Origin of the sequence: Amycolatopsis sp. NPDC051903, assembly GCF_044452505.1 — a bacterium.
Taxonomy (GTDB): domain Bacteria; phylum Actinomycetota; class Actinomycetes; order Mycobacteriales; family Pseudonocardiaceae; genus Amycolatopsis.
Genome location: NZ_JBITBT010000013.1, coordinates 171,935 through 186,546, shown reverse-complemented (window position 1 = coordinate 186,546; position 14,612 = coordinate 171,935). Strand labels below are relative to the sequence as shown.

General features: G+C 71.0%; 15 protein-coding genes, 1 tRNA gene and 1 pseudogene. 10 read left to right on the top strand and 7 right to left on the bottom strand.

The genetic code is table 11. The features are described from left to right. The first annotated feature begins 37 nt into the window (after positions 1 to 37). Both ACIA77_RS26515 and ACIA77_RS26510 read left to right on the top strand, forming a co-directional pair. Positions 38 to 640, top strand: coding sequence for a TetR/AcrR family transcriptional regulator (locus ACIA77_RS26515; RefSeq protein ID WP_395888671.1), 603 nt, complete (start codon positions 38 to 40; stop codon positions 638 to 640). Between the two features lie 208 nt (positions 641 to 848). Then, the gene (locus ACIA77_RS26510) at positions 849 to 1,076 is read left to right on the top strand and encodes an Imm74 family immunity protein (RefSeq protein ID WP_395888670.1); all 228 of its coding nucleotides are present in this window, start codon (positions 849 to 851) and stop codon (positions 1,074 to 1,076) included. Between the two features lie 127 nt (positions 1,077 to 1,203). Here ACIA77_RS26510 and ACIA77_RS26505 read toward each other — a convergent pair. The 4 genes from ACIA77_RS26505 to ACIA77_RS26490 form a co-directional block, all read right to left on the bottom strand. Next, a tRNA-Leu gene (locus ACIA77_RS26505) sits at positions 1,204 to 1,277 on the bottom strand. Positions 1,278 to 1,479: 202 nt separating this feature from the next. Continuing rightward, on the bottom strand, positions 1,480 to 3,024 hold the full coding sequence (locus tag ACIA77_RS26500) for a hydantoinase/oxoprolinase N-terminal domain-containing protein (RefSeq protein WP_395888669.1): 1,545 nt from the start codon (positions 3,022 to 3,024) through the stop codon (positions 1,480 to 1,482). Then, on the bottom strand, positions 3,021 to 4,100 hold the full coding sequence (locus ACIA77_RS26495) for a DUF917 domain-containing protein (protein WP_395888668.1): 1,080 nt from the start codon (positions 4,098 to 4,100) through the stop codon (positions 3,021 to 3,023). The genes ACIA77_RS26500 and ACIA77_RS26495 overlap by 4 nt, the downstream gene beginning before the upstream one ends. After that, positions 4,093 to 5,547, bottom strand: coding sequence for a purine-cytosine permease family protein (locus tag ACIA77_RS26490; RefSeq protein ID WP_395888667.1), 1,455 nt, complete (start codon positions 5,545 to 5,547; stop codon positions 4,093 to 4,095). Before ACIA77_RS26490 ends, ACIA77_RS26495 begins: the two co-directional genes overlap by 8 nt. A gap of 157 nt (positions 5,548 to 5,704) precedes the next feature. Here ACIA77_RS26490 and ACIA77_RS26485 point away from each other — a divergent pair, with 157 nt between their 5' ends. Further along, positions 5,705 to 6,355 carry a TetR/AcrR family transcriptional regulator gene (locus ACIA77_RS26485; RefSeq protein WP_395888666.1) on the top strand — a complete coding sequence of 217 codons (651 nt, stop codon included), beginning with the start codon at positions 5,705 to 5,707 and terminating at the stop codon, positions 6,353 to 6,355. 80 nt (positions 6,356 to 6,435) lie between these two features. Here ACIA77_RS26485 and ACIA77_RS26480 read toward each other — a convergent pair whose 3' ends face one another. Further along, positions 6,436 to 6,846, bottom strand: a complete 411-nt coding sequence (locus ACIA77_RS26480) for an SHOCT domain-containing protein (RefSeq protein ID WP_395888665.1) — start codon at positions 6,844 to 6,846, stop codon at positions 6,436 to 6,438. A 318-nt stretch (positions 6,847 to 7,164) separates the two neighbouring features. Between ACIA77_RS26480 and ACIA77_RS26475 the strand changes: the two genes are divergently transcribed. The 4 genes and pseudogenes from ACIA77_RS26475 (at position 7,165) to ACIA77_RS26460 (ending at position 9,389) form a co-directional block, all read left to right on the top strand. Further along, on the top strand, positions 7,165 to 7,590 hold the full coding sequence (locus ACIA77_RS26475) for an archease (RefSeq protein WP_395888664.1): 426 nt from the start codon (positions 7,165 to 7,167) through the stop codon (positions 7,588 to 7,590). A gap of 135 nt (positions 7,591 to 7,725) precedes the next feature. Then, positions 7,726 to 8,502 carry an SDR family NAD(P)-dependent oxidoreductase gene (locus ACIA77_RS26470; RefSeq protein ID WP_395888663.1) on the top strand — a complete coding sequence of 259 codons (777 nt, stop codon included), beginning with the start codon at positions 7,726 to 7,728 and terminating at the stop codon, positions 8,500 to 8,502. 185 nt (positions 8,503 to 8,687) lie between these two features. Then, positions 8,688 to 8,813: pseudogene (locus ACIA77_RS26465) on the top strand (MOSC N-terminal beta barrel domain-containing protein); the annotation flags it as partial. Between the two features lie 45 nt (positions 8,814 to 8,858). Then, on the top strand, positions 8,859 to 9,389 hold the full coding sequence (locus ACIA77_RS26460) for an MOSC domain-containing protein (protein ID WP_395888696.1): 531 nt from the start codon (positions 8,859 to 8,861) through the stop codon (positions 9,387 to 9,389). Positions 9,390 to 9,421: 32 nt separating this feature from the next. On the opposite strand, the gene ACIA77_RS26455 is transcribed toward ACIA77_RS26460, so the two are convergent. Next, on the bottom strand, positions 9,422 to 9,901 hold the full coding sequence (locus ACIA77_RS26455; RefSeq protein WP_395888662.1) for a DUF5134 domain-containing protein: 480 nt from the start codon (positions 9,899 to 9,901) through the stop codon (positions 9,422 to 9,424). 206 nt (positions 9,902 to 10,107) lie between these two features. Between ACIA77_RS26455 and ACIA77_RS26450 the strand changes: the two genes are divergently transcribed. Beyond that, positions 10,108 to 12,027: a LamG-like jellyroll fold domain-containing protein gene (locus tag ACIA77_RS26450; RefSeq protein WP_395888661.1), complete on the top strand. Its 1,920-nt coding sequence runs from the start codon at positions 10,108 to 10,110 to the stop codon at positions 12,025 to 12,027. 37 nt (positions 12,028 to 12,064) lie between these two features. Here ACIA77_RS26450 and ACIA77_RS26445 read toward each other — a convergent pair whose 3' ends face one another. Then, a complete protein-coding gene (locus ACIA77_RS26445; RefSeq protein WP_395888660.1) occupies positions 12,065 to 12,658 on the bottom strand; it encodes a phosphoribosylanthranilate isomerase in 594 nt (197 codons plus the stop codon). A gap of 143 nt (positions 12,659 to 12,801) precedes the next feature. Between ACIA77_RS26445 and ACIA77_RS26440 the strand changes: the two genes are divergently transcribed. After that, positions 12,802 to 13,764 carry an AraC family transcriptional regulator gene (locus ACIA77_RS26440; RefSeq protein WP_395888659.1) on the top strand — a complete coding sequence of 321 codons (963 nt, stop codon included), beginning with the start codon at positions 12,802 to 12,804 and terminating at the stop codon, positions 13,762 to 13,764. A 108-nt stretch (positions 13,765 to 13,872) separates the two neighbouring features. Continuing rightward, positions 13,873 to 14,595, top strand: coding sequence for an alpha/beta fold hydrolase (locus tag ACIA77_RS26435; RefSeq protein ID WP_395888658.1), 723 nt, complete (start codon positions 13,873 to 13,875; stop codon positions 14,593 to 14,595). Positions 14,596 to 14,612: the final 17 nt, after the last annotated feature.

Here is a 14,612-nt window from a genome sequence, read left to right as displayed (position 1 = left end):
ACAACTGATAGTTCACTATCAGTTGTTAGTGTAGGCCATGCCCCTTCGCGCCGACGCCGCCCGCAACGCCCAGCGCATCATCGACGCGGCCCACCAGGTCTTCACCGACGGCGGCGTCACGGTGCCGATGGACGAGATCGCCGCCGCGTCCGGCGTCGGGGTCGCCACGCTGTACCGGCGCTTCCCGCACAAGCAGGACCTGGTGCGGGCGGTGCTGGAGGCGCGGTTCGAGGAGGTCGTCACGCCGGTCCTCGCGCGGGTGGCCGCCGTCGACGACCCGCGCGAGGCCGTGTACCTCGCCCTGGAGTCCGTGGTTTCCCTCGCCTCGTCCGAACGCCCCACCCTCGCCGCGGCGAACAACGTGGGCGCGCTGACGATGGACCTGGCCTGGCGCTACTTCTCCCCGGTGGCCACCCTGGTGTCCCGCGGCCAGTCCACGGGCGCCTTCCGCCCCGACCTCGTCCCCGACGACGTCCCCCGCCTGGTCCTGATGCTGCTCGGCACGCTGCCCTCGTTCCCCACCTCGGCGCCCGAGGGTTGGCGGCGCTACCTGGATTTGCTGATGGACGCGCTGTCTCCGGAGGGCGCGTCGGCACTCGCGCCGGTGTCTCCGGTGGCGGAGCACACGCCGCCCCTGTGAGGGTTCAGGGGCGGGGAAGCCAGGCGCTCACTTCCGCGATGGATGTCCGTGAGGTGGCTCTCTGGCGCTTGAAGGGCGAAAAGTGGGTTGTTGATCCCGGGGGGCCGATCTCGGCTTTGCTCGACCGGACATGCGACCAGCTCGTGAGTCAAGCGGCTGATAACTTCAGCAGCCCGCACAAGCAATGCCCCTGAAAGCCAGGTTCACGATGATCACCAACATCACTCGCGGACATATCGACCTTGACGTCGACGGCCGGACGATCAGGCTCCAGGGAGAAGGATTTCATCGTGGTCCGCTTGACTTTCTCGTGATCACAGCGCAAATCACGCGGTGGAACGACGGCGCCGAGGTGACCGACGGCGAGCGTGCCGTCATCCTGAACGACCTTCGAGCGTCCGCAGCCGCCCGCGGTCTCGTCGTCGAGGTCGAATGAGCCCTCGCGAGGTCGTCGTGATGGACGGCAGGCGCGCAGCGTGCCGAGAGTTCGGCCAATTCCAGGGCTAACCCGGGCTGTTGATCTTGCTGAAGAGCGGGGAAAGGCGTCCTGACCTGGCCGGGAGTGCCCCCGACGGGGTTCGAACCCGCACTGGGTCGATTTTAAGTCGACTGCCTCTGCCAGTTGGGCTACGGGGGCGCAGACACCTTAGCGTTGCCCGCTCGCCGCGTCAGAGGCGCGGCGTGTGCTTCGCCACAGGAGTGCCTCGGGACCATCGTCGGCCCGGCGGGTCGACATGGCGACACCTGTTCCGGGCGAGCCGGCGAATCGATTGCCGGAAGCGGGGCATTGTCCACATGGGACAATGCCCCGCCGTCGGACGTGAACAGGGGTGTTGGCGTTACAGCGCCAGCCGTCCGGCAGCTGTGACGCGCACCCGCAACGAGCGCGCGCTGTCGTAAGCGATCGGGGTTTCCTGCAGGCGCGTGATGGTCACCGTGTCGGGATCGGCGCCCGCCTGGATGGCGCGGGTGGTGGCGGCGGTTTTGGCCGCGGCGAGGGCTTCGGTGCGGTCGGGGCCGGTGGGGATGAGGGTTTCGTTCTCGCCGGTGACGAGGGCGATGGCGGCGCCCGCGGCGTTGGCGACGCCGGCGTGGTGGGGGCGGATCACGGGGTGCGGGCCGATGCGGTCGGGCACCAGCTCGGCGCCGCCGCCGATGGCGAGGACGGGTTGGTCGCGGTGGCCGTGGGAGACGAGTGCGACGGCTTGTTCCAGGGCGTCGTCGTAGGTGTCGAGGGCGGTTTTGAAGCGGTGCGTCAGGGATTCCACGGGGTGCAGGGTGAAGGCCGTGCGGCCCAGCGCGGTGGCGGCGTCCGTGAGGGTCGGGGTGGTGCCGCCGAAGACGAGGGCTTCGCGGGTGATGGTGTGGCCGACGGAGTCCGGGCCGATCCGGTCGGGGTGCAGGACGGTGCCGCCGCCGAAGCCGATGGCGAGCACGTCGGGCATGGGCAAGCTGGTGCGCACGCCGCCGATGGTGCAGCCGGCCCGGCTCTCGCGGGCGAAGCCGTCGACCAGCACGCCCAGGTCCGTGGTGGTGCCGCCGACGTCGGCGACGATCGCGTCGGTGACGTTCGACAGCAGAGCCGCGCCGCGCAGGGAGTTGGACGGGCCGGAGCCGATGGTCAGCACGGGGTAGCGGGCGGCGTGGTCGGCGTCCATCAGGGTGCCGTCGTTCTGGGCCAGGTAGGTGCGGGCGTCGATGCCGTGCGCGGCGGTGGCCTCGCGCAGCGCCCGGGTCACGCGCGTGATGACGGGCCCCAGCGCCGCGTTGAGCGTGGTGGTGGTCTCCCGTTCCAAGAGCCCCAGTGCGCCGAGGTCGTGGCTCAGGGAGATCGGCAGGTCGCCGAGTTCGCGCCGGACGAGGTCGGCCACCTGGACCTCGTCCTCCGGGTGGACGGGGGCGAAGACGCTGGTGGCGGCGAGCGCGTCGGCGGTGCCGGCGACGCTGCCCAGGAACTTCTTGACGGCTTCGACGTCGAGGGGCGCGATGCGGCAGCCGTCCAGCAGCTGCCCGCCGGAGACCTGGGTCGCCCCGGCGATCGCCGCCGTGCGAAGACCCCGGGGCCACGCGGCCAGCGGCGGGATGGCTTCGGCGACTTGGCGGCCGATGCGCAGCACGGCGACCTTGGCCAGGTTCCGGCGTTCGACGATGGCGTTGGTGGCGTGCGTGGTGCCGAGCATCACCGCCCGCACCCGCCGGCCGTCGGGGCCGAGCCGGGTCAGGACCTGGTCGAGCGCGGCGCGCACGCCGGTGGTCACGTCGTCGGTGGTGGGCTGCTTGGTGTGCGCGACGATGCGGTCGGCCGGGTCGAGGACGACCGCGTCGGTGTTGGTGCCGCCGACGTCGATACCGAGGCGCAGCGGGCCCGGGACGGGGGAGTTCATGCGGTGGCGTGCCTTTCGGTGTGCGGGACCGGCCGGTAGGGGTGGCGGTACCCGAAGGCCTGCGGCCCGGCGACGGCCAGGCCTTCCGGGCTGCGCCAGAGCGGATGGCACGGCCAGGCAAGCACGCTCACGCGCTGGCCGTAGGCGAGCGCTTCCGTGGCCAGGGGGATGGCGGTGGCCGTGTCGCACACGGTGATCAGGTCGGGCACGCTCGCCAGGACCCGCGCGTCCTCGCGGGCGACGAGGTTTTCGTTCTGCACGTCGATGCTCACGCGGCGCCCGTGGTTGCTGCCGCGCCCGCCGACGGTGACCTGGCCGCGGACGAACCCTTCGTGCGTGTCGCGGGCGAGGTCGTCGATCGTCCCGCTGATGAGCAGGTGGGCTCCCAGCGTGGCGACGAGCGCGGTCAGCGGTTCGTCCGCGCTGCGGATCGCGCGGCCCAGACGACGGGCGTGGGAAACCGTTCCCGGGATGACGGCGTGCTCGTCGGCGGGGGTGAGGAGGCAGTCGCACAGGAGGGCCTGGGAGCCGGACGCGACGCACAGCGCGCGGGCCCAGCGCTCGGCCCACCCCGCGTCCCGCGGCTGCAGGACGGCGCGGTTGTCCAGCGTGTCGGCGAGGAAGAGGTGCTCGGACCGCAAACCGGCGACGTGGAACGACACCATGGGCAGCTCGGGAAACGCCCGGCCCATGCCGTCCGCGTCCACGAGGGGAAGGCCGAGCTGAGCGGCCCACGTGACGGCGGCGAGACCGTTGGCCCCGCCGATCTCGGTGGGCATGACCGCCGCGACCCGGCGGCCCGTCGTGTGTTCGGCCAGTTCGCGCACGGCGGCGGCCTCCCGTCCGGAACCGACCATCTCGCTCGCGACGGTGGGCGCGCCGATCATCGAAAGCGGGAGAACCAGGTCGCCGGGGTCGAGTTCGTCCAGGCGCAGCAGGGGAACGGAGCCGCAGGCCTCGAGGGCGAGGTGGGCGGCGAGCTCTTCGACGGAGGTGTCCCCGCCTCCGCCGGTCCCCAGCACGGCGCAGCCCAGCGCCAGTGCGGGAAGGTCGTCCTGCGTCAGGGCATCAGGCATGGTCGTGCTCCTTGGCGACGGCGGGCGCGGCCGGGCGCACGCGGCGGGTCCCGCGCGGCCACAGCAGGCAGTAGACGAAGGCGGTGACGGCCGGTCCGGCCAGGAACGTCAGGTCCGAGCCGCCCAGCGCCCGCGAGAGCGGCCCCTGGTAGGCGGCCGTGTTGACGCACAGCGCGGAGATGGCGATGCCGGCGGCGAAGGCGCTGATCCCCGCCACGTTGAACCCGCCGCGGTACCAGAACGGGCTGGCGGGGCGCTCGTCGTTGAGCGCGAGCCCGTCGTAACGGTTGCGGCGCAACAGGATGTCGGCGACGAACAGCGCCATCGACGGCGCGAGGACGACCACGGTCACCTCGAGCAGCCGGCTGAGGGAGTCGATGAAGTTGTCGACGAACAAGGCGTACGCGGCCATCGCCACGCTGAGCACCGCCGCGATGAACACCGCGCCCGCCCGGCTGACGGGGACCCCGACCGACTGCAGGCACAGACCGGAGGAGTACGCGGTGAGCACGTTGTTGCTGACCGAGCTGAGCCAGATCACGAGCAGCACCATCGGGTAGAACCAGCCCGGTACGATGCTCGCCAGCGTGGTCTGCGGATCGGTCATGTCGATGCTGGTCCCGGCCAGCACACCCAGCACGCCGAGCACGACGGCGGGCACGAAGCCACCCAAGGCCGTGAACGCGAGGACGCGGAACTTGGACACCCGCCGGGGCAGGTAACGGGAGTAGTCGGCGCCGTTGGCCCAGGACAGCGGCACGGCCGCGATGACCGCGACCCCGATCGTCACGGTGGCCAGGGTGTTCGTGCCGGCCTGCTCAGGCGGCGGGGCGTAGCCGGGGTCGGTGTGGGCGACGACGAACACGGCCAGCACCACCATGAACAGGCTCAGCACGGCCGTGAACCAGGGGCTGACCTTCACGATCGTCGCGTGCCCGTAGATGCTGATCGCGAAGGTGAACACCGCGGTGCCGATGAGGATCGCCCCCTTGATCGGCACCGACACCGTCAGGCCCAGGTGGTCGGCGAGGGCGAAGCCCGCGACCGCGCCCAGCGCCAGGTTGATCGCCTCGTAGCAGATCGCGGTGAGCCAGCCGATCCCCGCGCTCAGCGGCCGGTTCCCCCGCACGCCGAACATGGCCCGGCTCACCACCGCCGAGGGCGTGCCCGACGCCGGGCCCGGCACCGCCAGCGCACCCACACCGAGCCAGTACAGGTTGCCCGCGACGACGACCAGGATCGCCTGCCACAGGTTCAAGCCGAGCATGAGGACGACGCCACCCAGCACGAAGTACAGGTACGTCACGTTCGCCGCGAGCCAGATCCAGAACAGCTCCCGCGGCTTGCCGTGTCGCTCGCCTTCGGGGACGTGCTCGATGCCGCGCGTCTCGATCCGTCCCGCCTCGGCGGGTCCGGCAGTGGCGTCCGCTGCGTGCCCAGGGTCCATCGGGGCCTCCGAGTGTGTTGTTGGCCTCAAGGCCAGTAAGAGTGGGCATGCAGTGCAGCACGGCCCGGACCGGGGCGTCAAGAGTTATTGGCCCGAAGGCCTACAGCGGGGTTCCGCGGACTTGCTTCATCCGGGCAAAGTCGCATACAAGTGGTGCATGACCCAAGCCGCACGGCCGCGCTACCGGCGCATGCCGCCCGAACAACGACGGCAGGAGATCGTCGACGGCGCCGCCCGCGTGGCGCTCACCTCGGGCCTCGAGTCGGTCACCTACCGCAGCGTCGCCGAGGAACTCGACTGCGCTCGCGGCCTCGTCCACCACTACTTCCCGTCCGTGGAGAGCCTCGAGGTCGAGGCGTTCGCGACAGCCGTGGCCGCCGACCTGGAGGCGAGCTTCGCCCAGGCGCAGGAGCAGCCCGACGCCGCCGCCGCACTGGGCCACCTGCTCAACCACTGGGTCAGCGAGGACCCCGAGCCGCACAAGACGCTGTGGCTCGACGCGTGGTGCCAAGCCACCCGCAAGACGGCCATCCGCGAGGCCGTGGACCACGCCATGCGCGCGTGCCACGACCGGTTTCTCCAGCTGCTGCAGGACGGGATCGAGGCGGGACTGTTCACCCACCCCGATCCCGTCGCACTGGCCTGGCAGCTGCTGACCGCACTGGACGGCCTGATCGTCCACTCCTCCATCGGCGTCAACCTCGGCATCGTCGACGTCCGCACGACCTTCATCCGCTCCGCCGAAGACGCACTCGGCCTTCCCGAAGGCGCTCTCTCGGTGCCGGCCGCACCTGAACCCGCTTCCTGACCGGCGGCTGCTCAGCACGGATCGAACCGGCGAGTGCGCCGGCCCGATCCTCGGCTGCCGGGGTTACCGGTGCCGCGCCGTCAGACGGTCAGGAGCTTCGACTTGGCCTGCTGGTACTCCTCTTCGGTGAGGTCGCCGCTCTTCCGCAGGCTGGCCAGCCGTTCCAGCTCGCCGACGTGGTCACGCCCGTTCCCTGACGGCGGGGGCGACTGCGCGGCGTCGCGCACGTACGCGCGGAACTGCTCGTCCTGGCGCTGGGCGCGGGTCATCTCGCGTTCGCCCATGCTGTGGCCGCGGGCGATGAGGTACACGAAGACACCGAGGAACGGCAGGATGCAGACGAGGATCGTCCAGCCCGCCTTGCCCCAGCCGCCGAGGTCGTCGTCGCGGAAGATGTCGGCGATCACGCGGAACAACAGGATGAACCACAAGATCCACAGGAAGAACCACACGAAGGTCAGGAAGAGGTCGAGCAAGGGGTAGTTCGACACCGGATGCCTCCGATCGCCGGTCTGGACACGGCGGCCAGGGTGCCGCCGCACGAACGCTCGCCCGATCCCCGTCGGCGCGCACCACCTGGAAAGCGTGAGGTGTGCTCGCCGGCGCCGCCGGCCACGTCCGTTGCACACCCGCCACGCCGGGGCCGGGCCCGCCGAGGGCCAGGGCCGGTGCGGGATGCGCACAGCGGGTGACGGTTGCGTGCGGCTGTCTCACCTCCAGCGGATGAGGAGCGCGCGGTCCGTGGCCCGCACGCTCCAGTCGTGGGTGCCTCGGGCACCCGCGACCATCCGGTGCCGGGGGGTGAACCTGTGGTCAAGCGACCGAAGACCGCCGCACGCCGTCCAGTGCACGCGGGCGATCTCCGGATCGAGGCGTGGGCGGACACGCGGGAGGCCTGCATCGCGGAGGCGGTGGACGCGGTCGTGGGCAGCTTCCTGGGCCCGACCCGCCCCGCGCCGTCCTCGCTGTCGTCGTTCCGGGTCACCGGCCGCACCGACGCGGAACTGCTGCAGGCGGTGCTGGGCCGGGTCATCGCCACCGTGCTGGAGCAGCAGGAAGTACCGGTGGCCACGGTGGTCTCGACGACCGCGGAAGGCCTGGAGGTCTTGTGCCGCACCGTGTCCGCCGCCGCGATCCTGCCGATGGGCGCGATCCCCAAGGCCGTTTCGGGCGCGCGGCCGCTGTGCCACCGGTTCGCCAGCGGCTGGTTCTGCTCCGCTCGCATCGACGTCTGAGGCCAGGGGTGTTCCCCGCGAGTCCTGGGAGCAGCAGGACCAGGCACGCCCGCCCACCGGTGATTACGGTGGTGAACGGGCCGAACTGCCGGCCCCGGACAGGCGGATCACCACGACGGAACGGGAACACCGCGCATGAGCAAACTCGCACTGGTCACCGGCGCCACTTCCGGCATCGGCGCGGCGTTCGCCGAACGCCTCGCCGCCGACGGCTACGACCTGGTGCTCGTCGGCCGCCGGCGGGAGCGGCTGGAGGAGTTCGCCGCCGCGCACACCGAAACCAAGGTCCGCGCCGTGGCCGCCGACCTCTCGACCGACGACGGCATCGACACCGTCGCGCGGATCTGCGCCGAGGAGCCACTGGACCTGCTCGTGAACAACGCGGGCGTCGCCCACTACATGCCGCTCGCCGAACTGCCCGCCGACAAGGCCCGGGAACTGGTCAAGGTCAAGGTCCTCGCGCCCACGCTGCTCGCCCGCGCCGCGGTCGCGGGCATGCAGGAACGCGGCCGCGGAGCCATCGTCAACGTGGCTGGCATGATCGCCTTCAGCGGACCCGCGCCGCACGCCCAGCTGCCTCGCCGCGCCGTGTACGCCGGTTCGCTCGCCCACCTGGTCGCGATGTCCCAGACCCTCAGCGCGGAGCTCGAAGGCACCGGCGTGCGGGTGCAGGTCGTGTGCCCCGGGGTGGTCGCGACCGAGTTCCACGAACGCCAAGGCCTGGACCTGAGCGCGATCCCGCGGATGGGCGCCGCCGATGTCGTCACCGCGGCGTTGCGCGGCCTGGAACTCGGTGAGGTCGTCTGCGCTCCCGGCGTCGAAGACCCGAGCCTCCTCGACGCCGTTTTCCAGGCCGACCTGGCCGCTTTCGCGGGCCAGAGCACGGAACTCGCGAGCCGGTACCGCCGCTGATCCGCGTCGAGGCGGGTGCGGTGGGACTCCTCGAGGCTGAGCGGGTACGCCACGGTCACGGCGAACGCGCCGAGCGGGACGCCGATGAGGACACGGCCAAGCGCGAGCATCAGGCCGAGCGGCCAGTGCCCTCACCTCGCCGAAACCGCGCCGGCGAGCAGCTCTCGCCCGGATAGGGTGCGGCGGTGCTGGGAGTGGTTGAACGACTGTGGCGTTATCCGATCAAGTCCACTGGCGGGGAGCGACTGGACCAGGTGGCGGTGGGGCCGCGAGGTCTGGCGGGCGACCGCTTGTGGGCCGTGCGAGACGCGGCCGGAAAATGCGGTTCCGGCAAGAACACCCGCCGGTTTCGGCTCATGCCCGGACTGCTGCGGCTCGGTTCGCGTTGTTCGAACGGGCGTGGTCGGCCGTGGCTGCTCACCCCGGATGGACGGCAGGTGGCCGACAGCGGTGCGTATCTTCGAACGTATCTCGGCTGTGACGACGTGGCGTTGGCACCTGAGGGTGACGTGTCGCATTTCGACCAGCTGCCGGTGAGCGTGCTGACGACGGCGACCCTTGACTGGGTCCGGCAGACGCTGCCGGGGGTGCGTGTCGACGAGCGCCGGTTCCGGCCGAACATCGTCGTGCGCACTCCGCCGGGGACCGCACCGTTCGTCGAGGACGACTGGCTCGGCAAGACCGCCGTGATCGGGGCAGGAACCCGGATCGAGTTCGTCCGCTCCAGCGAACGCTGTGTGATGGTCAACGAAGCGCAGGCAGACCTGCCCCACTCCTCGCTGGTGCTCAAGATGATCGCCGCCGCGCACGACAACCGGCTTGACGCGCTGGCCCGTGTCCTCACCCCGGGCCGCATCGCGCTCGGTGATCCTCTCGTGCTCGCCTAGCACCGCGGCCGGGTCCGATTCGGACAGACCGTTCAGCCCGGTACCACCAGAGCACACGCCATCCCCAGGCTCATCCCCGTCCGGCACAATCCGCGCGTCGCGTCCAGGCGCCACGAGGGAACCGAGCGCGCGGCCTCGTACAGGAACCACGCGGCGGCGGCGTAGCAGACGGGCGTCCACCAGCCGCGCGTCAGGGCGGGCATCGTGAGCCACGGGCCGTGCTCACCGGACATGGACATGGGCATGGCCGTGAACATGAACAGCATGGTCGCGGCGGAAGCCGTGTGGTGGAGGCGGCGGGAGACCAGCGACCGTCCCAACGTGATCAGCAGCACGGCCTCCCAGCCGGCCGCCGGGACGGGGCCGCCCACGGGCGACGTCATGGCGATCATCGCCAGGCACAGCAAGAGTTCGACGGCGTCGTCGGCGCGCGAGCCCGGGGTGAAGCGGGACAGGCGGTGCAGCGGGGGCCAGGCGAGGGCGGCGAACGCGGCGGACAGCAGCCAGGACACCCGCACCCCTTCCGAAACGCCGAACGGACCTACCCCGCGTAGACCAAGTGCGCCCGCGATTCGTGACAGGGATCCCACATCCGGCCGATCGGCCGTTCCCGGTAAGGCAGCCGACCTGCTGCGGCCACCTGGCGTTCGCCGTGGCTCAAGGGGGCCTGAATAGCGTCCGGGTCGGTCTTCCCGGACACACAGTGATGAGGTGGAGAATGCCTGAAAACCTTGGGCCGAACCGGCGGTCGTTCCTGCGCAACGCGGGGCTCGCGGGCGTCGGAGCGACGGCGCTGGGTGCGGTCGGCGCGCTCGGCGGCGTAGCACCTGCCGAAGCGCAGCAGAACGCCAGACCTTCGGGCCGCTGGAACCCCGACACCGAGAGCAAGCAGTTCACGCTCGCCGTGATGCCGGACACGCAGTACCTGTACTGGGGCAGCCAGAACAGCGTCAACCCGGAGCCGCAGGAAGCGTCGTTCCGCTACGTCATCGAGAACAGCGGCACGCCGAACAACAACATCGTGTTCATGGCCCACCTCGGTGACCTCACGCAGGACGCCGACGCGACGTCGTTCCAGGCCGTCGACAAGGCGTTCAAGGTCGTCGACAACGCGAACGTCGCCTACAGCGTGCTCGCGGGCAACCACGACGTGTCCGGCGACGACACCCGCGGCACCACGCCGTACCTGCAGACCATGGGCCCGCAGCGGTTCAAGCGCCAGAAGTCCTTCCTGAGCTCCGACGCGAGCGGCTACAACACGGCGCACGTCTTCCGCGCGGCGGGCCGCGAGTGGCTGCTGCTCGCCATGGACTGGCGCACCTCGGCCGCCGGCTTCGCGTGGGCGAACCAGGTCATCAAGGCCCACCAGAACCTGCCGGTGATCCTGACCTGCCACGAGATCGTCGCGCCGACCTACGGCGACGAGGTCTACCCGTACGAGTCCGGCAACCCCGAGGCCAACGCCGAGCTCAGCGGCTACGGGCAGACCGTGTGGGACACGCTGATCAAGGACAACGACCAGATCTTCCTGACGCTCAACGGCCACTACTGGCCCTCGGGCCGCATGACCAAGAAGAACTCGGCGGGCAACGACGTCCACCTGCACATCACGAACTACCAGAACCGCTACATGAGCGGTGGCGGCATGCTGCGCCTCTACCACTTCGACCTCGAGCGCAACACCATCGACGTCGAGACGGTCTCGCCGTGGATCCTGGAGAAGGACCCCGCGGAGCGCAACCGCCTGGAGGCGCTCGAAGCGCGCCTGACGACGTCTGTCGACCGCTTCGCGATGCCGTTCGACTTCGAGCAGCGCTTCGCCGGCTTCATCCCGGTGCCGGTCCGCCCCGCGCGGCCCGCGAACAAGGTGCTGGTGCCCGGCACCTTCGCGTACTGGCGCTTCGACAACGGTGGTGCCAACGGCAGCGCGTTCACCGCCGGCCAGCAGGTGCGCGATCTGTCCGGACACGGCAACGACCTGACCCTGCTCAGCGTCCCGGGCACGGCGGCCGACGCGCTCACCTGGTCCGACGACCACCACCCCGACCAGCCGGGCCACGCCAGCCTCCGGTTCGTGGGCGGCAAGAACCCGCTGCACGGCTCGTACCTCACCACCGGCTCGCGCGCGCCGCTGAACACCGAGACCTTCAAGAACGGCTACACCATCGAGACGTTCGTGAAGATCCCGCTCGACTGGGACGGCGGCAACAACGGCAACATGCCGGTGCTGGTCCGCCGCGGCACGGCCGGCGACGCGGGCAAGCACGGCAAGAACACCGACCCGAAGGAGCCGGTGGCCCAGCTCATGACCACGAACAACGGTCGTGAGCTGCAGTTCAACTGCTACCCGCTCAGCCAGACCTACCCGACCACCAACTGGAGCCACGGCATGCCCGAGGACCAGTGGTGGCACCTCGCGGTGGTCAACGACGGCCACCACACCAAGGCGTACATCGAGAGCGCCCTGGTCGCCGACAACCCGTCGACCGATTCGATCGGCATCGCCTCGCTCGGTCTCACCTGGCTGCTCGGCGGCCACGAGTACGGCGGCGCCGTCGACAACGTGTTCCACGGCTGGATCGGTGACGTGCGCATCGTCAACCGCGCCCTGCGGCTCGACGAGTTCATGACGAAGTGACCCGGCGGCCGGGCGGGTTTCCGGACCCGCCCGGCCGTCAGCTCTTCGCCGCGGCGAGGAAAGCGCGGATCAGCCCCTGGTCCTTGACGCCGCGCGAGGACTCCACGCCGCTGGACACGTCGACGCCCCACGGCTTCACGGTAGCGACGGCTTCGGCCACGTTGCCCGGGGACAGCCCGCCGGCGAGCAGCCAGTCACCGTCCGGAGTGGACAGTGCCGACCAGTCCCACGTCTCGCCGGAACCGGCCTGGGGCGAATCGAGCAGCAGCAGGTCTTCCCCGTACTCGCCGGCTTCCGGAGTCGCGCCGTCCTTGAGCGAGATCGCGCGGATCAGCTTGACGGGCAAGTCCCCGAGCGCGGCGAAGTCCGCTCGCGAGTACCCGGAACCGTGCAACTGCACCGCGCGGATCCCGGTTTCGGCGACCGCGGCGCGGACGTTCTCGACGGGTACGCCCTTGAAGACGCCCACGGTGAGCACGTCGGCCGGCACCCCCGCCGCCAGCTCCGCCGCTTCCGCCCGGCCGATTTCGCGGGGGCTCCGGCACAACACGAACCCGACGGCGTCGGCTCCCGCCTCGACCGCGCACGTCACGTCGGCCGCCGTCCGCAGGCCGCAGATCTTCACGAACACGCTTCCACCGTAGTCGGCCGGCCGGGACCGGGCGGCGGGTGCGCGCGGTCGCCCGCCCGGACGGTCACCGCGGGTGGTACGGCTGGACAAGCCCCGGCCGGAGTGCTGTCCTGGGACCTCGCCGACGACAACCGGGAGGCGGCATGACAGCAGCGCAGGTCGCGGCCGGGCTGTCCGGCGTCTCGCAGCACGTGCTGGCGGCCAGCGGCGACCCCGACAAGGTCCGCGACGCCTGCACCGAGGCCCTGCGCCCGCACCGGCTGGTGCTGCAGCGCCAGGCGCGCCTCGCCACCCGCCTGGAACACCTGCCGGCCGGCCCGATCTCGCTCAACCGGCTGCGCTACGGCGCCGAGGTGACGGTGGCGCCCGCCGTGCCCGAAGAGGACAACTTCCTCGTGATCTTCCCCGTCGCGGGCAAGGCGCGCTTCACCTACGGCCGCGACGTCGCCGACGTCTCGCCCGGTCACCCCGCGATCGTCGGGCCCTACCGCGAGTTCCGGTTCGACATCGACAGCGCGTTCGACCAGCTGATCCTGCGCATGGACCGGCGCTGGGTCGAATCGACGGCGCGGCGCATCCGCGGCGCGTCCGGTCCCGTCGACATCGCGCTTTCGCTGCCGGAGCCGCCGCCGTTCCTCTACCGGCTGCTGGACAGCGTCGTCAGCCTCCCGACGCTCGGGCCCGGCGGGCGGCCGGAGGTCGGGCAGCAGCTGGGTGAGCTGGTGATCGAATCGTTCCTGCTGGCCCAGCTGCCCGGCGAACCCGAGCCGGCGCTCGTGCCGTCCGTGCAGGTCCGGCGCGCCATGGAGTACCTGCTCGACCACCTCGCCGAACCGGTGGCCATGACCGACGTCGCGGCCCACTGCGGCACCAGCCTGCGCAGCGTCCAGGCCGGCTTCCGCCGCGACCTCGACGTCACGCCCGGCCGGTGGCTGCGCGACCAGCGCCTCGACCGCGCCCACCGGTTGCTGAGCGCCGGCGAACCCGGGCAGACGACGGTCACGGAGGTCGCGGCCGAATGCGGTTTCTTCCACCTGGGTGAGTTCGCGGCGCACTTCAGGACGCGGTTCGGGGTCACGCCGTCGTCCGTGCTCGGCGCGCGGTGAGGTGCCTGCGCGAATCCGATGACGGGCGCTCGTTTCGCCGATAGCCGCTGCCCCGGCCGGACAGCAGCATGGCCGTACGCAACTCAGCGGTGAGGAACGGAGCGGCCGATGCGATTCGTACTGGTGCACGGAGCCTGGCACTTCGGTGAACTCTGGGACCCCGTCCGCAAGCACCTGGAGGAGGCCGGGCACGAGGTGCACACGCCTACGGCGGGCGGCCTCGGCGCGGACGACGACAAGCACGTCGACCTGCGGGCCTGCGCGGCGCCCATCGTGGCCTACCTCCGGGAGCACGACCTGACCGACGTGGTGCTCGTCGGGCACAGCTGGGGCGGGTACCTGATCTCGCGGGTGGCCATCGAGGTCCCCGAGCGGATCCGGCGGCTCGTGTACTTCGCCGCGTTCGTGCCCGGGCACGGCCGGGCGCTCGTGGACGAGATCCCGCCGCACCTGGTGGCCGCGCTGAAGGCGAGCTACGACGAACGCGGCGACGGCGGCGTCGTCCTGCCCTTCCCCGTCTGGCGCGACGCCTTCTTCGGCGACGGCTCGGCCGAGGAAGCCCAGCGGATCTACGCCGAACTGCGCCCACAGCCGTGGAGCGCGTTCACCGACCCGGCCGACATGACGGGCTGGGAGAAGGTGCCGCAGGCGTTCAGCTACCTCGCGCCGTACGAGGACAACGACATCACGCAAGGCGAATGGGGCCGGCACCCGCGCCTGTCCAACCGGCTGGTGATGTTCCGCCTCGTCGGCATGGAGGGCAGCCACGAGGTGCTGCTGACCAATCCGGAGCTCACCGCGCGCAAGTTCGTCGAAGCGGGCCGGGATTGACCACGAACCGTTGTCCC